The organism is Acetobacter okinawensis (genome assembly GCF_002153655.1).
Lineage (GTDB): Bacteria > Pseudomonadota > Alphaproteobacteria > Acetobacterales > Acetobacteraceae > Acetobacter > Acetobacter okinawensis_A.
On record NZ_JOPJ01000002.1, the window covers coordinates 12,156 to 31,167 of the forward strand.

The window sequence follows — 19,012 nt, forward strand, 5'->3', positions numbered from 1 at the left end:
GGTCTAGTGAATTTACTCAGATGGGCACACAGCTCTGTTTTTGGCTAACACCAGAATCTCGCCAGCAGCAGATGTTTCCCTCGCTTCTCCCTTGTTGTCATCCGCCCATTTATTTAGGTCTAAAATAATATCTTTGACTGTAACTGCATTTAAATTACATCCAAGGGGAACAGTTTTAAATATAGACTCTATAACATTTGCGGATTGCATAACTCCTCTAACATAATACATACATGCAGAAATTTTAAATTTATCACTAGATGAGCACCAAGGATATATATCGCTAACAAACTCAGTTTTATTGCCAGTCATGTCTTTTAAATTGTGCATGTAATCGTCAACATATATTCTTCCACCAATAAGGGATACTGCTAAAACAACACTTATTATTAAAGTCTCTAACTTTTTATTCATTCACCCAACACCCTCTTAATACGCTACTATTATGCGCCTACTTCCCATCAGTTAGCATTTTTGCGTATGTCGCTAAAGTTGCCTTACTAAGCTGATCAGACGGATGATAAACGCAATAAAGCTTTATTTCTCCTAAAATGCCCTCTGCGTTTGTCTGCGACCCTGTGTTTTTGTTTTTCGTTACACTAAATGCATTGATCGCAGAAAAATAACCCAATGCAGCTTGTTCGTAAGCGCTATATCCACCATTCTGATATGAATTTAAGTAGCTTTGGCATGATGAAATTATCAGCCCAAACTCTGCCCCAATGGGCCATACGTCCTGCGCCATGGCCGGTCGCGAAAATACAAAAAACGCAATAAGCAATAAGGCCCTTAGCATCCGTCAATAACCCTTCGTATCCGCCGCAACCGGCTTTCAGCCTCGACAAGCCTTGCAGTCGTTGCGCGAATTTCCATTCTTAAAATAGCGCTAGCAACAAGATCGCCGCCTATTTTTTCGTAATCTTTCACTTGAGCAGACTGCTCCGCACGCTCGCGCTTAAGTCCGTCTATCTGGAATTCAAGCTCGGCGGCCTCTTCCTTCAAAAACCTCAAGCCCGGCGAATCATCAGGGATTCCTGATTCAAGTCGGTAAACGATCTCGGCATTCATGCTGCGACCAGATGCTTTGGCTGCACTTTCTATTTCAGCCTTAAGCCGAGCGGGCACCCTAACGTGAAGTTGAGACTCTGAATTGGACATAGAGCATTTTTTACCATTTTGGTATTGACGGCAATGATACCTAATTGGTACATAAAATCATACCAAAACGGTATGAGGGAAATATGAGCAGACGAAATCCACAAATTCACATCCGAATACCGGAAGAAGTGAAGGCATGGCTTGAGAATAACGCCCGCGAAAACGAGCGGACGATGAACAGCGAAGTCGTGTTTCAGCTTAAGCAGGCGATGGAAAAGGAAAGCAAATGACCTACCTGCACACAGGCGAGACGAAGCATTTTTCGGCTCGGATTAGGATGGATATTTATGAACGGCTTCACACGCTGGCTTTCGTTAAGAAGCGCAGCATGAATTCAATCGTGAACGATCTACTGGATGAAGCAACAAAAAAGGCGTCAGGCCAGCTTGCAGGCACACCTGACGCCTCTGACAGTGAATAAGGAACCACTGGTATGAATACTGTTACCACACCCTCTAACCCGAATTCCAGTCCTACCATGTCCAGCAAGGAAATTGCTGAACTGACAGGTAAGCGGCACGACAACGTAGTGCGCGACATCAAAGATATGGTTTCGCAGATTTTGGGCTATTCCTCAGATTTGAGGAATGAGCAAATTCAAGGGGTTACGGTAGAGAAAGACCATCGTGGCTTCATCAAGGTTATCCACCTTGACCACAGTCATACCATCACGCTGATCACTGGTTATGATGCCCGGCAGCGCAAGAAGGTGGTAGACCGTTGGTTGGAGCTTGAGCACTCGGGAAATTCTCCGACTGCCCCCAAGCCCAAACGCATCCGCAAGCCTGCGTTTGATACCGCCTTTGCCCGCTGCATGAATGTGGTCGCGCTCCTGCCGAACGTGGACGAGAACCAGAAGGTTCTTATGGCTGCGCGTGGCACGCACACGCTCACGGGCATCAACCCGCTTGAGGCTATGGGGTATGCAGCACTCCCAGCCACCACAGAGGACAGCTACCAGACGCCAACGCAGCTTGGTAAGCCGTTCGGCATTCCGCCCCGGCGCGTTAATCAGATCCTCGTGGATGCAGGCTTGCAGGTCCATACCCCCGGTTCGTCCACGGGCAGCGATTGGAGCATGACCGACAAGGGGCTTGCTTACGGCAAGATGTTCGATACGTCCCGGCGTGGCGGGAAGGGTTCTCAGCAGCAGCTTAAATGGAAGCCGTCTGTTGCGGAGTTCCTGCGCCCTTTCTCCCAAACGCCAGCGTAAGCGCCGTAACGGCCAGCCATCCCTTCGGGGGTGGCAACGCTGGTGGGAGGATGAGCTGTCACGATGTGATGGATGCGCTTTCACGCGCGGTCACTGTCTGGACCCGCATGGAAAATCAGCCGCACAACGTGAACATCGGAAATTGCAAGCGCTCGCTCATTAAAACCGCTCATGCCATCACACAGCTTTGGGATGACGTGCTTGCGGAGGAAGATAAGCGGGAGGAGCGCGCTCTATGTTCAGGATAATATGGAATACGCTGCGGGGCCGATACTCGTTATCGGCGACCCACCTTCAACTCAGCAATCCACCCGCAAGATAAGTAACATCCACCCGCACAATTTCGTTATCAAATGGGGCAAGGTTCCCGCTGGTGACTTGCAGGCATGGGGAAATGGCATACCCCATGCCTGAAACGGACGTCCACTTCTTCTGAGGCATCAATGTGCTACTGTCGTTCCAGAGTGATTGGTCCCAGATTGCCTGATCCCATATGCCAGCATCAGAAACCGGGGCAGACTGCGGAGCGGCTGGTATGGTCAGGACGTAGTCGTACATCATCCCTACCGACCAACTTATCTGGTTTGTCCCACGCATCATGACATTGGCATCTCGCGGCATTTTCGCCCCAAAAGTACCACCAAGATCATGGAACAGCGGTGCGTATATTGCCGTGAATGGCACGCCCATATCCATGCCGGTCTGCCACGCGCCAGCAATCCGCCCCTCAGTTGTGCCGAAGTAAAGCTGCCCGCCCATATCCGCAAAGCAAAGGGGATTCCAGTTTGTAAACCGCGCCCATGCGCTGGTATTCATGTTTACCACCAGCATATATGGTTGGTAATTATCGGAAGCTGGAATGGATACGGCCACCATCTGCATTTCAGGCCAAACCGTTACCTGCCAGTTGCGCGTTGGACGCTCTGCAACGGCCTGCATCCAAGCGTCCTGAATGGGGTAGGATACGGCCCCCGGAGCAAGGTTTGACGGGTTGCGGTTGACGGCCTGAGTGAGCGGAATAAGGCCCGCGTCCGTTGCAATAAGCAGATCCCCACCATTGCGGATGAAGGCCCGCTTCCCGCGCGGCTTGTCCACACGGTAGAGGCCAACCTTTCCCCATGAAGATGAAAGATTGGGGTCGTAGCCCTGATAAACAGCTACCTCCCCGGCATCCGTCACGAAAACACACTGCTCTGACAGGCCGTTGCTGCTGGAATTGTCCAGAGACCACGATGAGCCAAACAGGAGCGAGCCGCCAGCAGGGAATACGCCGCCCAAAGGCAATGGCGTAACGGACCCCGCAACGGCTCCCGCGGCCATATACCAGACATTCATGGTGCCTCTCTCAATGAAATAGAGCCGCGCCATATAGGGCCAGACGAAGGAGAACTTTGACGGGTCAACGGTAGATATGGACGAGCCAGACGCCGCTGTTATGCCGGGCCAATACGTGCTGCTGGCCTCGGCCATAACGGCAGACCCACCGGATGCGCCAGAGACAGCCTCCCCAGACTGGAACGCAGTCGCGTTCGTGCTGGTCACATACAGTTGCGACCCTTGCTGGAAGATAACGCGGCCCGTTGCGCCCGAAGTGGCGCCGGTTACCGCCTCCCCAGCGACAAAATCCTTGGTGATGGTCCCAAGCTGGAGCAGAAGAATATCGCTTCCGGTCAGTGGCCACCAGTGCGTGCCATCATAAAGCTGGACCGGGTCAACGCCATTGACAGCGATGAGGAACACGCCGCCATCCGTTGCGAATTGGGTAGAGACCCACTCGCCACCCGTCAATCCAGTAACAGCAGCCACGGGGGCGGATGCGCTGGTAATGTCCCATATGGTGCCGCCTATGGCTGCAAACAGTTTTTCAACGCCCCCATCGTTATACGACATAAGCGATGAGCAGTCGGCACTCTGGTCTGGCTGGGCATAAAGCGCGCACCCACGGCGGATGCGCACAGTCTGCGGCGTGGGCCACCAGTTATCTAGGACGACTGCTCCGGGCGTATCACTGGTATTGGCAATAAGGTTCTGATTGCTGATCCATCCTGCCGTTGGCGGCGGGAAACTGACAACCTGCGCCTTGCGCCCGCGCGCGCCAGACTGAACTGGTGTTCTCATCGAGCCAGCGCCCATATACCAAGGCGGCTCAGGCCGTTCCTACTACTACGGATAGGCTTGCTGCCATGGTCCTTGGTGGCAATCTGAGACAGCCGCACCTCGTAATTCTGCATATCCTCGGCATAATCCAGACCTTCGGCCTGCTTCCAGCGCCATATCATCGCCAGAACAAGCAACTGCTCATCCAGCAGGAATGTGTCGCTGTCAGTCGTGAACTGCGGCTTTAGCGTGCCGTCATCACCACGGACAAGATTGGACGCGATATACCAGAAGCACGGATTTTCATTAATGCGCGGTGCGGGCATAAGGTGCATCTGACCGCCGTAGATAATCCAGTACCCCGGAATGGTGGACGGCATGAACCGCTGCAACTGGGTCCACTCATCAAGGTCTTTTGCCGCCTGATAGTTCACAGACCAGATGGACGAATGCACATCAGATTTAACCAGCATCCGTCCATAATCGGCTGGCAGGTCAAAGTCCGCTGTCTGCCCGTCCGTGGTAAGCGTGCATTGCTTGGTCAGGGCCAGCCAGTCATGCTGCTGGGCAATATCAAGGATGGCTTCCGAGATAATGGCCTGCATCTTGATCTGGAAGGCGTCCGTTCCAGTGAAAAGGCTATTCTGGTCCTGCGCCAGCAAGCGCCGGGATGCCTGCTTGAAACAGTCCAGAACAGTCATGGTCAGGCTTCCTCAGCCATACGCAGCAGCGTTTCGCGGGAATGGTTGCCGCGCAGAACACCACCAGAGCGCTCTTTTACAAAGGCCCGAAGTTCGTCGTCACTCATATGGGCAAACGCACTCTCCGCTGCCTCTGTGGCTTCAAATGCCACATCTGCAACAGCGCTTTCTACCACGGCCTGCGTTGCCAGCTTGGCTTTCAGTTCTTCAATCTGGCGTTTCATGGCGGCCATCTGGTCTGCCGCTTCACCACCGCGCGCCTGATCTGCCATCCAGAGGGAAGCCATGCGCTTGAGTTCATTCCCAACAACGCCAAGGGCTTTCAGGCTGGCCCCTTCGAGCGAATGGACAGCCTCAATGGAGTAAACCTGCAAAGCCCGGCACAGGCTGATCTGCGATTGCGAAATGCCGTAGGGTGCCAGTTCCTGCAAGGGCGTACCGCTGCCAGACTGCGTGGCACCAGTCTTGAACTGCCGGTACTCTGCGCCGAACCGCTCTGCATAGGTGATGGGCTGCCCAGCCTGTACCTGCCAGATGCTGTCGGCGGGAACGATAGGCCGGTAATTCTTTTCACCGGCAATGCGTAGCTCGCAAAGCTCAATGGTTTTCACCACGGGCCGCCTCTCGCGCCGGGACGCCTCGACATCCTCCACCGTTTCGTATTTGAAGAACGGCGTCACCTCATAATCGGTGAACGGCTTATCAATGCGGCTGAATGATGGTTCCATGTTGTCCCCTGAAAGAAAAATGGGGGAGCGGTCAGGCCCCCCCTAAGCGTCAGATGGCCGCTGCTTTGGCCCAGAAGGAGCCGCCAGCAGGTACGGCCACAGGAGCTGTATAAGCCCCACCAGCCGAAGCCGTAGCATTCCCGGTATCGTCGATGGCGATGGTTGCACCTGCCGTCAGGGCTGCGGCACTGGTTGCCCAGACCCGCTTGTAGCCATGCTCATCAAAAGACACGTCCCCATACTCGGGGGACACGGTACCATTGACGTCAAACCACGAACCGTCTGCGGGCATCACATCGTCAAGAGACGGGCCAAGGGAGGGGTTGGTGCGAATCGTCATATCCGTTCTCCCTTACGCCGCTGCCGGGGTGGTATCGAGCCGCCACGTATAGCGGGGGTTTTTGTTGATCATCTCGCCATTCCAAACGAGATACTGAACAATGGCGTCCTGGTTGATCGGGCGCGCGCCGTCCCCCTCGAACAGCGGAACCATGTTGCGATTGGGGTGGTAGCGGATTTCCAGCGCCTTGCTGTCGATGCCGTAGATCGTGTTAGCAGGCATCACCGTGCCAACACCGTTAGCGCACAGCAGCGCAACCGGGCCAGCAGGCGTTGCCAGTTCCAGCGCATCGAAGCCCAACTTTGCCATATCGCTGCTGGTAATGCGCTGGATGGCCGTCATGCTGGTCTGCACAGTGTCATAAGACACCACATCCGCGATGATAAGGTCAGCCTTGCGCGTACCCTTGGAGCGATTGGCAATGATGCGGCGCAGGATACGGGGGGCAGTCGTTACGTCCCACGTTACCCCAATATCAGGAAAATCTGTGGTCGCCTTGAAGTAGCTAGTGCGCCACATCGGAACCTGCGCGCGGTCAATGCCGCCGTACACGCCCACGTTCGGGACAATCGGCACAGCACCACCGAAGCCGATCATTTCGCGGCCACCAGCGCCAGTGCCGTCACCATGAATGGCCTCTTCCATGGCATTCTGCATGGAGTCCTCAGCGTTCTCCATGTAGGTATCCACCAGATCAATGATCTTGGCGCGCCCTTCATTGGCGAGGATTTCAGTGCCAGTCAGCGAGAAACCAACGGCCACGTTCTTGGGCGTGAACACGGCGCTGTTAATGATTTCCTTGGGCGCGTTGCCCAGCTTGTCATAACCCGTGAACCACTGCGCATCCAGCTTGTCGATGCCGAGCGTGATACGAATATCCGGCCCGTCATAGGGCTTGAACAGGTTGTTTTTGCGCAGCACCGCCAGAACGGGGTTGCTGTTGAAAACAAGGTCCTGAATATCCTTGGAGCGGTCTTCGAGAGATGCCGTAAGCACCTGCCGAAGCCGCACATTGCTTGTGATTGCCATGCGGCCAACCCTTACGAATTAAGCCCCTGCGCGGTCCAATGCCGCTTCAATGGAGGCCCTACGTGAAACCTTACCCCTACGCACCGGGTTTGCTGATTGACCCGAAGAAGGAGCGCCTGAAACTTGTGGAGATTTGCCCGCACGCGCTGGGTTGGCAGTCTGGGCTGTCGTCTGCGCCTGATCGGCGGGGCTGCTGGCGGACACAGAGCGCGGGCTTAACCGCTCAGCCATGTCATATGCAGCCTCAAGCCGCTCTGAGGGCGCTAGATCATTCGGTATCATACCAGAATTGAGGCACCGTACAACAGTTTCCTGTAATTCAGCAAAACGTGGCTTGGATGCGGCAAAAGGCGCGATAACCTCAGCGCTGACACGGGCAGCCTGCTCTTGCGCCAACTGCTGCTGCAACTGCTGTTCTCGGGGCGATACCTGCGGCGGCTGTGGCTGCGCCTGAACGCGCGGCATCATCATCCGCGCCTGATATTCGGGGCTGTTTTGCAGCACCATCTGAGCGTACTGATCGGGCCGCATGCCGATACGCTGGAGAATATCCCCGACCGCCTGCACGGGGTTCTGCTTTAGCAGCCGATCAAGGTCGGTATAGACCTCAAGGGCCTGCGAGAGCTTGATGCCATTGCGCTCGGCAAAATCCTCAAATGGCTTGAGGGATTCTCGGAACTGCTGGTTTTCGGAACTGCGCTGAACAGCGGCTTCATAATCGCGCTCAAGCCGCGCCACCTCGGCCTTGACGGCATTCGGAGTGTTTGCCCACGTTTCCTTGGCTTTTGGCAGGAACCGCTTGGGGGCCTGCGGCTGCTTTCGTTCCTCGTCTTGCGGCTTGTCTTCTGCGGGCTGACCGCTCGCGGGTTTGTCGCCACCTGCCTCCGCTGGCTTCTCCTCACCTGTACTCGCTTGTGCGTCAGGCTTCGGACTGACGGCTTCCGGGGGCTTGTCAGTAGGCTTTGGGCTTTCGGCCTGCTCCTCTTTTTCCAGCTTGTTCGCGGCTGCCTCAATGGCCTCGCGCCGTGATTTAGGAGGCGCTGGCTCTGCGGGCTTTTCGGGTTCGGGCACTTCTGTTGGAGGATTGCCAGCACCGACTGCCACGCTTTCCGTGTCGGGTGAAAGCTGCGTTGAAGGAGTGTCTTGGGTGGTATCAGTGAGTGCTTCGCTCATGCCTGTATTCCCTCGCCCCGGTCAACGGCGGCTATTGCTCTGTCCACGGAATCGCGCGCCTTGTTCTTATCGCGCACATAATTTCCCCGCTTTTGCTCGCGTGGTTTCTGGTCGTTGCCAACCTCGATGTATTCTTTTCCCTGCGGGTTCCCGTCCGCACGATAAGTGCGCCGCAAAGCACGCTTGGACGTGTAAAACTGCCCGTCCGCCATGCTCTGGGTCTCGTCTATCGTGTCCGTAATCAGCATGGGGCAAGGAAGGTCTGACCGCGCTGCGCGTTCAGAAGGGACGCGCCGATATGTCGCGCGCCCGCGACCATCATCAAACCAAGCGTATTCAACGGCATCTTGCATGCACGGTAACATAGTACCGTATTGCGCGAATGTACACATATTTTAGGTAGGCGAAGCTGGACCGCTCTCCATCTCTGTAGGCTCATATGGCCCGTAAATTACATCGCTCATGTCCATATCAGTCACATCGGACGGCATATCCGCCTCTACCGGCCACGGATAGGCAATCTTGGTATCGAGCCTGCTAAATTCACGCTGTTTGGTCATTGATTACCACCGGCTGCATAAGGGCCTGATCCTGCTCGAACTGGACCTGCCCAACCTCAGAAATGGCACGAACGCTGTCGTTGTCCGCCGTCTGGCGCGCGGTCTGCGCATTCGCAATAAGCGCCTGCGTTTCGGCCCTGACATGCTCAATGCGGGCCAGCGTTTCAGCAAGATCAACCTGCGCCTGCTGGTATTCGGTCTGCATGCGAGCAGCCTCCATTTGCAAGGACTGCTGGCGCTGCTGGGCCTCCGCGCTTGCCTTCTGCTGGTCAAGTTGCAACTTGGCCGCCGCAAGCTGCGCATCGGCCTGAACCTTCTGCATCTGCGCTTGGGCCTTCTGCTGCTCAGCCTGCGCCAGTTGCTGTTGTACCTGTGCGAGCGCAGGATCTTGGCCCTGCTGCTGGCTCTGCATTTGCTGCTGCACAATCTGGGGAGCCTGTTGCGTAAACTGCTCGATCAGGCCATCAAGCTGCCGCCCAACGCGATATGGAGCCAACGCAAACTTGAGCAGACCACCAGCCAATTCTGCGCCAGGCGGTCCAAGTTGTAAAAGCCGCTGCACACCAGCGCTCGCTTGCGAAAATGCGCCAAGAAATTCATTGCGAGACTGCTTCTCCGCCGCTTCATCCGGCATGATCGTGCTGTCGGTTTCGATTTCAATCGCAAATGAGCGCGTCCGTTCGTCACGCAAGAATTTTACCACCTGATCAATGGTGGTTGTTTGCTCAAGCTGCTGCACCTGCTGCTGTGCCTGCATCTGGATGTGTTGTGCCTGCTGGAAAAGAACCTGCATGGGGTCAGGCTGCGGTTGTGGCTGGCCTTGCGACTGACTGTTCTGCTGCGGCATCATTGCGCTGGCGCTCCCTGCGGAATTTGCTGCGGTGGTGGTCCGCCCTGCGACTGCATGGGCATTTGTGGCGGCTGACCGGCCTGCAACTCACGCTGTACCCGCATCTGCGCCTGAACCTCGCGTGCCCTCTGCTCGATATGCGCAAGTGCGGCCTTAGATTGGGCCTGTACGGATGCGACCTGCTTTTTTATGTCAGCATCAGTTGGCATTTTGGTCAGACTCATCTGCAACAGTTCTTGTCCGCTGAAATTGGCGCAGATAATCTCACCAGCAATCGCGCAAATGCCCTGGGCGTGGTCAACCAGAGCATCAACCTTCTCGCGCACGCGCACGCTGCCGTACTGGCTTTTAAGCTGCTGCGCGCCGAGCGTTTCCTGCGCATCAGAAGCGCCGCGCATAATATCGCTGATACCTGAGAGTTCGTAAAAATCGCTGATAAGCTGCTGCCGCGCCTGTATGAGGCCGGTTACGGTATTGGCGAACATATCCAGCGGGAGCCAGCTTACCATATCTCCGCTTCCCACAAGTGAGGAAGCCGGAACAGGGATAAGCATCATATCATCGTCAGCTTCGTCAAGCAGGGTTTGCACGGCTGAACCCACGTCCCCACCGGCAGGAATAAGGCCGCGCACCCTAACCTGATCGAGCAGACCATAAATGCGCGCCGTCAGGTCGTTTATCTGATCGAGCGTACTTGAGTACCGGTTATAATCGGGAACAGGGATGAGCGTCTTGCGCTTGAGCGTTGCGTATGCGGGCTTCGGACATGGGAAAAAGCTATCCAACGCGAGGAATGGCTCTTGGCTATCCAGAATGGTCGAAACGCCCTCGGCCACCCAATAAACACGATCATCAACCCTGCTCCAAACCTCCCAGACTGGGGCCTTTTCGCTCCCATCCGTCATTCCACGCTGGTCATTGGATGACGTGAATGCGGCATCCGCATATCCGCTGTCAGCCCCGAACCTGTCACGCATCTCCGCCTTGGTCATCCATGCGCAACGAGCAACCCAACCAACCTCTGCCCACTTACGCGCAGGCTCATGCAGGAAGTCTCGCGGCTCAAGATGCTCCACCACAATGCGATTGGCACCATCATCCTCAAGTCGTATCCACGACACACCGCGCCCCGTGAGAATAAGATCGTCACGAACGCCCTTCATAACTGCGTCCACGCAAGTCTTATCGAGAGCAGTAGCGAGTGCGCGCTCCAGCATCTCGGATACCTGGTCAAGAAACGGGTCGCGAATGGAAAACCGCGTACTGACCACTGGCGCTGGTGGCCGGGCATAAATGGCAGGCTTCAATATCTCCGTGCTGGACCAGAACAGATCGAAATCCGGGTCTTTATACGCGGCGACCCCGCCGATTGACCGTGACAGCGAGAATATCTTGTCGATATGCTCACACTGGTCATACCAAGGCTGAAATTCCTTTGCGGCCTGTGCTATGGCAGCCAGAAGAACATCAGATGAAACCTTACTATCTGGGCTTTCCAGCGTGTCGGAAGGCTGGGGCAGATCATCCACGATTACCGTCTCCGGCGTGAAATTGGCTTTAACTTGGGAGGGATTATGCCCTCAGCAGCAAGCACATTTTGCATGGTAGGAGGCGGGGGAGATGGTGCAGCCGTCCGCGCTTCTCGCCATGATAGCGCAAGATAGCGGAAGCTGTCAGCAAAATGTGAGGCCCAATCATGTTCTGGCCCCATGCTGAATGCTTTTTTGTTATCGTCCCACTTGCGCTTGTAGCCTTCGAGTGCCGAAAATCCCGTCATTTCCGTGTCGCTATCAAAAACGCACAAAGGCAACGTGCGCCGCGCCGCATTGATCCCGTCCATTAGACCTGCGCTAGGTACAAGTTGGGGCTTAAACCCCATTGCCATCATGGTTTCAATGCGGGTGCGGCCACCCGTCCATTCCCGCGCCCTCGCATCATGCGGGACGTAGTCGATGCCTTTCGTCCAGCACTTTGCTGCATAAGTATCGCGCATGTAGGCCTCGTAATAGTCCAACCCAACGCCAGATTGTGAGTGGCAGCCGAGTATGAGTATCTGGGGGCCGACAACTTGGAAGTGCCAAAGGGCCGTATCGTCGCTTATTCCCAAATCCCACGATGTGTGAACGGGATAGCCGGGAACGGCATCAATCCGGCACAACCGGCCTTCATTGCGCACGGCAGATAGTTCGCGAGCGTAGAACGCACCAAGTATGGCCGCCGTCCATGAGCAAAGATATTCCTGCTCAAACTGAGCCTGCCCTATGTCCTCACCAAAAATAGCGACATACTCAGCGCGAGCATCTTCAATTTGCTGCGGTGTTAGCGCCTGAGTATCATTGATCGTCGCCCGCTCAGCAAACCAGTCCTCGGCCCGTTCGGCGTGCTGAAACATGGTGTAAGCATGGTTTTTCCCGCGTGGCGTGGTAATAAATAGCGCCCACCCGTTATTTTCCTGCACCATGGGGCGGATGTAACCCCATGCAGACGGGTTCGCTAGCGCCCACTCAGAAAACACAACTCCACCAACGCCAGCGCCCACAAGACTGTTATAGCGGTCAGAGCCGACCACCTGCCAAGTGCTGCCATTTTTCAGGCGGATAAACATTTCCTGTTCATTGGTATTCTCGCGCAATTCTGGCGGGAAAGCCTCATCTATGCGCCGCTTCCCGGTATGAATATTGACCGAGGACCATATAGCCTTCCTGCCCTGCGCAAATTCCGGCAGCATGTGCCAATAAGAGCCCGGACGCTCAAACATGGAGCACGCCGCATGATGTAGGCACACATCATCTTTACCCCATCGGCGGTGCGCAATTTCAATGGCTCTTTTGCCACCGCTGGCCAAATATCGCCACAAAGGCCTCTGGTATTCTCTCGGCCGCCATCCGCCAGCGGGTAGCTCTATCTCCGCCATGCCGCTATGTATTTCGGGATCAGTATTTTGGCGCTGAGCGCACACAGCATCGCGCCGCCCACATCGTGCCACCCCGGAACGTAGCACGTCACCAGAGCGCACATAAGGCACCAAGCAAGGGTTAGCGGATGGAGCGGCTTGGTCAGCAATCAGTCACCCCTGTTGATGATAACGGTCAACTTGCTGTTGCCATCAATCTCGACCGTGTCTTTCGGCTTGCCCCATGCACGGTTTAGCAATGCCTCAGATGCAGCAATAACAGCCGCCTCGCTCGTGCCTTTCTGGGCAATCGTGGCAAGCGCATTGATGGCCGTTACAGTGTGAGAGCGGGCAAGCGTGATAACCTCCTTGAGGTCTTTCGGTAAGCCGCCCGGGTTGCCGGACTGCCCTTTTTTGAATGGCCGACCAACAACCTTTTTCTTGCGCTCAGCCGTGCTGCTATCAGCACTCACTCCAAACCCCCCGCCATTATCTGCACACAACGCCGCTCAGGCCTTGGCGTGTATTTCGAAAACTCATTCCCGCCGATATGCCATCCGCCACACTCGCGGCACGGATAAGCATCAAGAGAACGTCCATGCACTTTCCGCATCAGGCGCGCACGCTGCTCGGCTCGTTTCCGGCCCGCAAAGCGTAACTTGCCCTCACAACGGAAAGAGCCGTTCATTTTTCCATCTTCCCCACCAAAGCCTTCTGCGCCTCAGTCAACGGCACCCCAGCACGCAGGTTGCAGAGCGCACAGGCCACATCCCAGTTTCGGGGCGGTGCGTAGATTTCGGAGTTTGCGGGCTTGAAGGGGGATGTGGTCATCTGCCTTCAATCCACATTGCAGCCGCTATCGAGAGCGCGATTATGCTGACAGCGAACGCCGCGCCCACCATTCCGACCAGAAATGGATTGCTAACGACAGCGTAGCCAACATCAGCCCAAGTATGGTGTATTTCAGGTGAAATCATAAACCTGATGGAATCACAAAACCCCACGAATGTACAGCGAAAACGCGCGCAACCCTGCGTTTTTACGTGTCGTTATTTTGCGACAGTACCCGCTATCCACAGGGTTGTACACAAGGCCCGCGCAACCACGCTGCATGTAGATCCAAAATCTCCTCATCCAACAACCCCTCCTCCGGCGCATGAAGCGGGACCGGGTGCGGCGTGATCTCCGGCACTCGCACCGGCCCGCACCCTTCGGTGGTCATGAAATCCACCAGTTCTTCCGGGTCTGGTTCGTGGCCGGTTCCCCATTCGGTTGTGGTCATTTTTTTCCGCCCTCAATTGCCCTCAAATTCCGCTTTTGGGTCATCCCGCCAATTCTGGGAATGGTCATCGCTTCCACGAATGCGGTGGCATCTTTCATCGCATCAACCGGGCTGTATGCGAACCCTTTTGCCTGAGTTCCGTCCATCGTTTCCACGCCCCACAGAACATGCGTTCGGTCCCGGTTCGGCTGCACTCGAATGGTGATCATCGGAAAATCTTTAACTTTCGACATCCCCTAAAACCCTCCACAATGCCCGTACAGGGCAGTCTAACGTCCAGACATAACGATTACCGATTGAGGGCCTTCTCTGCGCTCTCTGTTAATCCTCGCGGCTCTTTGGGCGCATTCCGCCCCACCTGCGCCTCCAGCTTGGCAATGAGCGGGGCCAACCACACCCCAGCGCCAGGTTCTGCGGCAAGCTGGCGACGATACGCGGCCAACCGCTCGGACACCCCGGGCTGGGGCTGCACAGGACGGCGCTGGTCGGGCTGCGGCTCTGTGTGGCCCATCCGTTTGCACCAAGCGGCCATCTGTGCCGCAACTGCCGCGCGCTCCTCGGCACTGACCGTGGCATGGGGCTTGGCCGCCTGCTCGGACAAGGCCACAACCCGTTGCGCTGCCATGGCGTCCCGCCTGATGCGCTCGGCGTATGGCAGGAGATGGGCGTAAAGCTCAGCCGGAGCTGGCCAGAACTTCCCCCGCTCTCCCTGTTGGCACCACGCCTTGCGGGTATCGGGGCACCAAACTGCTGCGGGCAGCTCGCCGCAAATTTCCACCATCGCCTCGGCTTGGCCACGGGCACGTCCTGCATCCGGCCCATTCACGACCAGCAGCGCCAGCTTTTTCAGCCATGCCACGATCAGTTCGGGGGCGGCGGGCTGCACCGAAGCGGCAGCAAGGGCCCGGGCCTCGGCAACCCGCTGGGCTGTTAGGTCGCGGCGTGTGACCGGCACGTTGCTGCGGACGGCATCGAGCAGCGCGGATAGGTCTGGGCTCGGCTTGTGGCTGGGCGTTGGCTGGTAGGTCGCAATCGCGTTCATCGGCTAAACCCCCTCAATGTCGGGCACTCCGGCCCATGCTTCGGCTACCCGTTCGTGGCGGGATGATGCCCCGCCGGACGATCGATGCCGCACCGCGCCCTCAATCCACGAAACCACATCGGCTGGCCGCTGCTCCGCTGCCTCCCGGATGATCGAGAGCAGCAGGTCGCAGCGGTCGCGGCAGGTTTTGAGCCACCGGCCGATGAGCGCCCCGCATTGAGCCTCGGATTTCCCGGTCATGTGGTGCAGCAGCGTCTTGCCCTCCCGGAAGAGCATGGTTCGGGCATCGACGGGCTGATCGGGCTCCGCGACCGGTTCCGGCGGTCCTGAACGTAGTGAAGGTTTATTACTCTCCCTCTCCCTCTCTATGGCATTGCCGTGGGATGTGCCTTGGCTATGCCGTGGCATAGGTTTTTCATATGCCGTGGCATCTGCGCTGGCATTTTCATTCCCTGCGCTTCCTGCAATGCCTTGGGATTTATCCTGCTTCTGCCAGCGCTTTGCTGCGCGCTCTCTTTGTGTCACACGCGCTTTCCATGCATGAAGCGCCTTTTCAGCGACAACCGGATGATACAAGCGCCCATCTGCGCATTTCACCCAGCCCCGTAAGGCCATTGGCTTCACTTTCTTCCATTTCGACCCGGCGCACGAAAGGTGCGCAAGCACCCGATCATCGTCTGGGAGGCTGGCGGCAGGGAATTGCAGCCATGCCTTGCACCACAAAGCTATAGCGGCCTTGAATTCGTCTCCCGATGAAAGGGCGAACAGGTCGCTATCCATCATTCTCACGACATCAAGTTGCATAAACGGCAAGCCCCGCAGGTCGCAATCTGGAGGGGTTAGGGGTGCGGGTAAGTCTGTCATGCCGGTATCCCCATGTTCTCCATGGCGCGGATGCCAAACAACCCGATCATGACGGCTTCCGCTCGTCCGTCGTCTTTCACGCGGGAGAATAGCGCCACATCCTTGGGGAACAGTTCGCAGACCCGGCGCCGCGCTCCGCCCTTATCGGCTGGGCAAGACAAAGCCTTCTTCCAGTCCTGCGGTCGCACTTTGGTCAGGGGGATGCCAGCAGCAGCGCAGACGCCCTCGATAACGCCAACGCCACGCCCAAAAGAGAACGCGCCTACAGCGCCCTCCCCGGGTCTGACGGAAACATTCTCCACAAACAGATGGTCGGGCGCATGGGCGCGCAAATGTGCTGCCAGCATGGCCGGGTTAATCACCCGGCGCGTGGTCCTGCCGACCTTGATATAGTCAATGGGCATATCCAGAACTTCCACGATCTGGGCTTTCCAGTTCAGGATTGCGATTGCGCCGCCCGCGCCGGGGTCAATAGATGCTATTTTCATGGTCACATCCCCTTCCCAAATTGAGAATAATCCCCGTAAGGGCTTGCCCATATGCGTCCAACACGGATCGCCGATATAGTGGCTGTAGAAACACCGTATTTTTTGGATAAGCGTACCCCTGATCCGCGGACTTTTGGAACACGGCGAATTTCCAGAACGTCTCGATATGTTAAGAGAGCTGCCGGACTTTTTTCACCATAGACATGCCGTCCCTTCTGGAGCTTATCGTCATTATTGTCTTTGGATGTCCCTAGAAATAGGTGCCTTGGATTGCAGCAGGCTGGATTGTCGCAGGTATGACAAACAACCAGCCCTTTAGGAATCTCCCCATTGTGCAAGATCCAAGATACCCTACTCGTCCAAACGGGCCTGTTCCCGAAACTCACAATGCCATATCCTTTCGGGTCTTTTCTCCCCGTCCAGTTCCAGCACGCATTCACCCCTTTGCTAACATCCAGCCTTGGGAGGAAAGTATAAAGACTAGTTTTTTTACAAGAGTTTCCGCAGTAAGATGGCTCAACCATATTCTCACATCGCCAACGAAACGCTTTTTCGGGCATTGAAAAATTGCCACCGCATCCGCGGCATTTTTTTGTGATAACTGCTCCCATCAGCCTACTCCGATTGCGCGGCGGTAGATATCTAGCAGCGTTTCTTCCGTTTCCAGGGCGGCCTTATCCTTCGTCAGAACAATCCTGATAAGCTGGCGCAGGACTTTCTTATCAAAGCCCGCAGACGCTGCTTCCGTAAGAATGTCCTTCTGATCGGCGGCAAGAGCCTTTTTCTCCTCTTCGAGACGAATGTATCTATCCACTATCGAGCGCAGCCGGTCCGCTGCTATGCCCCCTACTGCGGGGTCGTTGCTGTTGTGTCCGGTCATGTCGTCGCTCATCGGTTCATCCCCTTCCGGGCAGGTACGCACATAGGGCGAACGATGTAGCCCAGTGCGTTGATAATGCTTTCTGGTATGTCGCGTTTGTGCGACAGGACTTCGGAAACTGTTGTGCGATGGATGCCAGTTTTGCGCGCCCAAGCGCTTTGACCGCCTGCCAAATCGACAGCATCAGCAAGGCGGCTGCGGATTTCTTCAACTGGGAATGGTGTCACTTCTTCAACTCCTCTTCCGCAGCCCTAAGAGCGCGCTTCATTTTGTCCGCCCATGTGTCCCAATCGAACCAAGACACATGCACCCAAGTTATGTGGACAGAAGGTGGTGGCCCGTTGTGCGTTCGGAACCACTGGAACCGGCAAAGCCGGAGTTTGAACCAAGGCATTCTTCTTCCTCACGTGCCTTACGGCGCTCGGCGACAAGGCGTTCGACCTCTGCCGCTATCGCGTTGCTGGAAGCCATCAGCTCGATAAGCGCCTCTGCATCAGGGGCGTTCGTGCCTGACAGCCAGTTACGTGCAGCCCGGGGCGTTTTCTTCGCCGCGCGGGCCAGCATTTCGGTTGCAAACCTGAGAGGCTCGAACTCGCGCTTGATCGCGTTCAAAAGCCGGTCTCGGACGGGCATGTGCGTAAGGCCCATCATTTGCGGAAACTTTCGGTCACTTTTTGACTGTTTCCGGGCGGGAATTGCCCGATCATTCCACATCGCTTTGCTCCATTCTCGGTTTTGCGGAACACGAGAACTGGAGAAACAATGGAGAAGGAGACCGAATTTGGAACGGTGCAGTATGGCGGCCAGTATGCGCTGGACACGTTGAACGCGTGTGACGCAATGCCAGCCGCCATGCACAACACTCCGTTCCTCTGGCAGTCTACTGTCAGAGCAGCGGAGCTTTGGTCGTTCCTGCACCCATACGCGACCATCCAGCAGCGCATGGCGTTGCTGGCGGAAGTCGCGCGGAAGTTGGGGATTGAGGATGCAGTTACGGGCATGGGTTCGTGCGGGGGTTAGAACGGAATTTCGTCGTCGAGGTCGGACGGGTCGCCCCAGCCGCCAGATTGCGTGCCGTATCCGCTATTCTGCGGTTGCGGGTTGCTCTGCGGCTTGTTCTGACGCTGCGACTGCTGAGAAGATTGGCCACCCTCAGACATTTCGCCCAACATCTGGAAAGAGCCCGAAAAGTCGATCACCACCTCAGTCGAATAGCGGTCAACTCCGCTCTGATCAGTCCATTTCCGGGTGACAAGCTTCCCCTCAATGTAAACCTTGCTTCCTTTGCGCAGCCATTTTTCGGCTATCTCACCAAGTTTTTCGTTGAAAATAACGACTGGCGCCCAAAATGTGGACTGCTGCTTTTGGCCGTCTTTTTTCCATGTGTCAGAGCAGGCCACGGAAAGGTTCACAATTCGCTTTCCGCTTTGCGTGGTGCGCACCTCTGGGTCTTTCCCCAGATTGCCAATTCCCTGCCAGCGATTGAGTGTTTGAGCCATTACTTCACCTTCACACAAAGGATGATCACATCGCCGTCACGGATTTCGATGCATTGGGGACGGCCCGCTATGCGCAGGGCGTCCGGCGACAGGGCTGGAGAACCAAAGGCAGTCCATTCCTTTGCGTAATGCGGGCGGCAGTATGCTGCGCGGTAGCCGGGCGGTACCATTGTCCGCTTGGGGGGGGGGGCGCTTCATGCTGCACCGCCATGCGT

General features: G+C 56.2%; 27 protein-coding genes and 1 pseudogene. 5 read left to right on the top strand and 23 right to left on the bottom strand.

Annotated features, from left to right (window positions below):
* Positions 1-12: 12 nt before the first annotated feature.
* Positions 13-414 carry a Rap1a family protein gene (locus HK26_RS13135; protein WP_143296259.1) on the bottom strand — a complete coding sequence of 134 codons (402 nt, stop codon included), beginning with the start codon at positions 412-414 and terminating at the stop codon, positions 13-15.
* A gap of 375 nt (positions 415-789) precedes the next feature.
* Positions 790-1,158, bottom strand: coding sequence for an Arc family DNA-binding protein (locus HK26_RS00825; protein WP_086638059.1), 369 nt, complete (start codon positions 1,156-1,158; stop codon positions 790-792).
* Between the two features lie 83 nt (positions 1,159-1,241).
* Here HK26_RS00825 and HK26_RS00830 point away from each other — a divergent pair, with 83 nt between their 5' ends.
* From HK26_RS00830 to HK26_RS13140, 4 genes are read left to right on the top strand one after another with little or no spacing between them, the layout of a single operon-like run.
* A complete protein-coding gene (locus HK26_RS00830) occupies positions 1,242-1,388 on the top strand; it encodes an Arc family DNA-binding protein (RefSeq protein ID WP_086638060.1) in 147 nt (48 codons plus the stop codon).
* On the top strand, positions 1,385-1,579 hold the full coding sequence (locus tag HK26_RS00835; RefSeq protein ID WP_086638061.1) for a hypothetical protein: 195 nt from the start codon (positions 1,385-1,387) through the stop codon (positions 1,577-1,579). The genes HK26_RS00830 and HK26_RS00835 overlap by 4 nt, the downstream gene beginning before the upstream one ends.
* 12 nt (positions 1,580-1,591) lie before the next feature.
* Positions 1,592-2,371 (top strand): Rha family transcriptional regulator, encoded by a 780-nt coding sequence (locus HK26_RS00840; RefSeq protein ID WP_086638062.1) that lies wholly within the window; start codon positions 1,592-1,594, stop codon positions 2,369-2,371.
* A gap of 50 nt (positions 2,372-2,421) precedes the next feature.
* On the top strand, positions 2,422-2,619 hold the full coding sequence (locus tag HK26_RS13140; RefSeq protein ID WP_143296260.1) for a hypothetical protein: 198 nt from the start codon (positions 2,422-2,424) through the stop codon (positions 2,617-2,619).
* A gap of 46 nt (positions 2,620-2,665) precedes the next feature.
* Here HK26_RS13140 and HK26_RS00845 read toward each other — a convergent pair whose 3' ends face one another.
* The 20 genes and pseudogenes from HK26_RS00845 to HK26_RS13145 form a co-directional block, all read right to left on the bottom strand.
* Complete coding sequence (locus HK26_RS00845) at positions 2,666-4,489, bottom strand: hypothetical protein (RefSeq protein WP_086638063.1); 1,824 nt, start codon at positions 4,487-4,489, stop codon at positions 2,666-2,668.
* Entirely contained in the window at positions 4,486-5,169 is a 684-nt protein-coding gene (locus tag HK26_RS00850) for a phage adaptor protein (RefSeq protein ID WP_086638064.1), read from the bottom strand. Before HK26_RS00850 ends, HK26_RS00845 begins: the two co-directional genes overlap by 4 nt.
* Before the next feature lie 2 nt (positions 5,170-5,171).
* On the bottom strand, positions 5,172-5,897 hold the full coding sequence (locus HK26_RS00855) for a hypothetical protein (protein ID WP_086638065.1): 726 nt from the start codon (positions 5,895-5,897) through the stop codon (positions 5,172-5,174).
* Positions 5,898-5,946: 49 nt separating this feature from the next.
* Positions 5,947-6,237: a hypothetical protein gene (locus tag HK26_RS00860; protein ID WP_086638066.1), complete on the bottom strand. Its 291-nt coding sequence runs from the start codon at positions 6,235-6,237 to the stop codon at positions 5,947-5,949.
* 12 nt (positions 6,238-6,249) lie between these two features.
* On the bottom strand, positions 6,250-7,266 hold the full coding sequence (locus tag HK26_RS00865) for a phage major capsid protein (RefSeq protein WP_086638067.1): 1,017 nt from the start codon (positions 7,264-7,266) through the stop codon (positions 6,250-6,252).
* Between the two features lie 18 nt (positions 7,267-7,284).
* Positions 7,285-8,439: a hypothetical protein gene (locus HK26_RS00870; RefSeq protein ID WP_086638068.1), complete on the bottom strand. Its 1,155-nt coding sequence runs from the start codon at positions 8,437-8,439 to the stop codon at positions 7,285-7,287.
* Complete coding sequence (locus tag HK26_RS00875; RefSeq protein WP_086638201.1) at positions 8,436-8,792, bottom strand: hypothetical protein; 357 nt, start codon at positions 8,790-8,792, stop codon at positions 8,436-8,438. Before HK26_RS00875 ends, HK26_RS00870 begins: the two co-directional genes overlap by 4 nt.
* A gap of 190 nt (positions 8,793-8,982) precedes the next feature.
* Complete coding sequence (locus tag HK26_RS00880) at positions 8,983-9,849, bottom strand: HlyD family secretion protein (RefSeq protein WP_086638069.1); 867 nt, start codon at positions 9,847-9,849, stop codon at positions 8,983-8,985.
* A complete protein-coding gene (locus HK26_RS00885; protein ID WP_086638070.1) occupies positions 9,846-11,378 on the bottom strand; it encodes a hypothetical protein in 1,533 nt (510 codons plus the stop codon). Before HK26_RS00885 ends, HK26_RS00880 begins: the two co-directional genes overlap by 4 nt.
* Before the next feature lie 2 nt (positions 11,379-11,380).
* A complete protein-coding gene (locus HK26_RS00890; protein ID WP_086638071.1) occupies positions 11,381-12,607 on the bottom strand; it encodes a terminase large subunit domain-containing protein in 1,227 nt (408 codons plus the stop codon).
* 305 nt (positions 12,608-12,912) lie between these two features.
* Entirely contained in the window at positions 12,913-13,215 is a 303-nt protein-coding gene (locus tag HK26_RS00895; protein WP_143296261.1) for a DUF5681 domain-containing protein, read from the bottom strand.
* A 211-nt stretch (positions 13,216-13,426) separates the two neighbouring features.
* Positions 13,427-13,573: a hypothetical protein gene (locus HK26_RS13370; RefSeq protein ID WP_180539234.1), complete on the bottom strand. Its 147-nt coding sequence runs from the start codon at positions 13,571-13,573 to the stop codon at positions 13,427-13,429.
* Between the two features lie 447 nt (positions 13,574-14,020).
* The gene (locus HK26_RS00900; protein WP_143296262.1) at positions 14,021-14,257 is read right to left on the bottom strand and encodes a hypothetical protein; all 237 of its coding nucleotides are present in this window, start codon (positions 14,255-14,257) and stop codon (positions 14,021-14,023) included.
* Between the two features lie 56 nt (positions 14,258-14,313).
* Entirely contained in the window at positions 14,314-15,066 is a 753-nt protein-coding gene (locus HK26_RS00905; RefSeq protein ID WP_086638074.1) for a hypothetical protein, read from the bottom strand.
* Between the two features lie 3 nt (positions 15,067-15,069).
* A complete protein-coding gene (locus HK26_RS00910) occupies positions 15,070-15,591 on the bottom strand; it encodes a hypothetical protein (protein WP_257640803.1) in 522 nt (173 codons plus the stop codon).
* Positions 15,592-15,627: 36 nt separating this feature from the next.
* Positions 15,628-15,930 (bottom strand): annotated as a pseudogene (locus HK26_RS14000) (DUF1376 domain-containing protein); the annotation flags it as partial.
* On the bottom strand, positions 15,927-16,418 hold the full coding sequence (locus HK26_RS00915) for a RuvC family protein (protein ID WP_086638076.1): 492 nt from the start codon (positions 16,416-16,418) through the stop codon (positions 15,927-15,929). The gene HK26_RS00915 and the pseudogene HK26_RS14000, both read right to left, overlap by 4 nt.
* 2 nt (positions 16,419-16,420) lie before the next feature.
* On the bottom strand, positions 16,421-17,029 hold the full coding sequence (locus HK26_RS14005) for an HNH endonuclease signature motif containing protein (protein ID WP_086638077.1): 609 nt from the start codon (positions 17,027-17,029) through the stop codon (positions 16,421-16,423).
* The gene (locus HK26_RS00925; RefSeq protein WP_257640804.1) at positions 17,029-17,310 is read right to left on the bottom strand and encodes a DUF2312 domain-containing protein; all 282 of its coding nucleotides are present in this window, start codon (positions 17,308-17,310) and stop codon (positions 17,029-17,031) included. The genes HK26_RS14005 and HK26_RS00925 overlap by 1 nt, the downstream gene beginning before the upstream one ends.
* 303 nt (positions 17,311-17,613) lie before the next feature.
* On the bottom strand, positions 17,614-17,931 hold the full coding sequence (locus tag HK26_RS13145) for a hypothetical protein (RefSeq protein WP_143296263.1): 318 nt from the start codon (positions 17,929-17,931) through the stop codon (positions 17,614-17,616).
* Positions 17,932-18,060: 129 nt separating this feature from the next.
* On the opposite strand from HK26_RS13145, the gene HK26_RS00935 reads away from it, so the two are divergent.
* Positions 18,061-18,318: a hypothetical protein gene (locus HK26_RS00935; RefSeq protein WP_086638078.1), complete on the top strand. Its 258-nt coding sequence runs from the start codon at positions 18,061-18,063 to the stop codon at positions 18,316-18,318.
* On the opposite strand, the gene ssb is transcribed toward HK26_RS00935, so the two are convergent.
* Positions 18,315-18,797 carry a single-stranded DNA-binding protein gene (ssb, locus tag HK26_RS00940; RefSeq protein WP_086638079.1) on the bottom strand — a complete coding sequence of 161 codons (483 nt, stop codon included), beginning with the start codon at positions 18,795-18,797 and terminating at the stop codon, positions 18,315-18,317. The two genes, HK26_RS00935 and ssb, sit on opposite strands and share 4 nt — an antisense overlap.
* Between the last annotated feature and the right edge of the window lie 215 nt (positions 18,798-19,012).

Coding starts and splice junctions, on each gene's coding strand:
- HK26_RS13135 (WP_143296259.1), bottom strand. CDS start 414: ATGAATAAAAAGTTAGAGACTTTAATAATAAGTGTTGTTTTAGCAGTA.
- HK26_RS00825 (WP_086638059.1), bottom strand. CDS start 1,158: ATGTCCAATTCAGAGTCTCAACTTCACGTTAGGGTGCCCGCTCGGCTT.
- HK26_RS00830 (WP_086638060.1), top strand. CDS start 1,242: ATGAGCAGACGAAATCCACAAATTCACATCCGAATACCGGAAGAAGTG.
- HK26_RS00835 (WP_086638061.1), top strand. CDS start 1,385: ATGACCTACCTGCACACAGGCGAGACGAAGCATTTTTCGGCTCGGATT.
- HK26_RS00840 (WP_086638062.1), top strand. CDS start 1,592: ATGAATACTGTTACCACACCCTCTAACCCGAATTCCAGTCCTACCATG.
- HK26_RS13140 (WP_143296260.1), top strand. CDS start 2,422: ATGAGCTGTCACGATGTGATGGATGCGCTTTCACGCGCGGTCACTGTC.
- HK26_RS00845 (WP_086638063.1), bottom strand. CDS start 4,489: ATGAGAACACCAGTTCAGTCTGGCGCGCGCGGGCGCAAGGCGCAGGTT.
- HK26_RS00850 (WP_086638064.1), bottom strand. CDS start 5,169: ATGACTGTTCTGGACTGTTTCAAGCAGGCATCCCGGCGCTTGCTGGCG.
- HK26_RS00855 (WP_086638065.1), bottom strand. CDS start 5,897: ATGGAACCATCATTCAGCCGCATTGATAAGCCGTTCACCGATTATGAG.
- HK26_RS00860 (WP_086638066.1), bottom strand. CDS start 6,237: ATGACGATTCGCACCAACCCCTCCCTTGGCCCGTCTCTTGACGATGTG.
- HK26_RS00865 (WP_086638067.1), bottom strand. CDS start 7,266: ATGGCAATCACAAGCAATGTGCGGCTTCGGCAGGTGCTTACGGCATCT.
- HK26_RS00870 (WP_086638068.1), bottom strand. CDS start 8,439: ATGAGCGAAGCACTCACTGATACCACCCAAGACACTCCTTCAACGCAG.
- HK26_RS00875 (WP_086638201.1), bottom strand. CDS start 8,792: ATGCAAGATGCCGTTGAATACGCTTGGTTTGATGATGGTCGCGGGCGC.
- HK26_RS00880 (WP_086638069.1), bottom strand. CDS start 9,849: ATGATGCCGCAGCAGAACAGTCAGTCGCAAGGCCAGCCACAACCGCAG.
- HK26_RS00890 (WP_086638071.1), bottom strand. CDS start 12,607: ATGTTTGAGCGTCCGGGCTCTTATTGGCACATGCTGCCGGAATTTGCG.
- HK26_RS13370 (WP_180539234.1), bottom strand. CDS start 13,573: ATGACCACATCCCCCTTCAAGCCCGCAAACTCCGAAATCTACGCACCG.
- HK26_RS00900 (WP_143296262.1), bottom strand. CDS start 14,257: ATGTCGAAAGTTAAAGATTTTCCGATGATCACCATTCGAGTGCAGCCG.
- HK26_RS00905 (WP_086638074.1), bottom strand. CDS start 15,066: ATGAACGCGATTGCGACCTACCAGCCAACGCCCAGCCACAAGCCGAGC.
- HK26_RS00915 (WP_086638076.1), bottom strand. CDS start 16,418: ATGAAAATAGCATCTATTGACCCCGGCGCGGGCGGCGCAATCGCAATC.
- HK26_RS14005 (WP_086638077.1), bottom strand. CDS start 17,029: ATGGGAGCAGTTATCACAAAAAAATGCCGCGGATGCGGTGGCAATTTT.
- HK26_RS00925 (WP_257640804.1), bottom strand. CDS start 17,310: ATGAGCGACGACATGACCGGACACAACAGCAACGACCCCGCAGTAGGG.
- HK26_RS13145 (WP_143296263.1), bottom strand. CDS start 17,931: ATGCCCGTCCGAGACCGGCTTTTGAACGCGATCAAGCGCGAGTTCGAG.
- HK26_RS00935 (WP_086638078.1), top strand. CDS start 18,061: ATGGAGAAGGAGACCGAATTTGGAACGGTGCAGTATGGCGGCCAGTAT.
- ssb (WP_086638079.1), bottom strand. CDS start 18,797: ATGGCTCAAACACTCAATCGCTGGCAGGGAATTGGCAATCTGGGGAAA.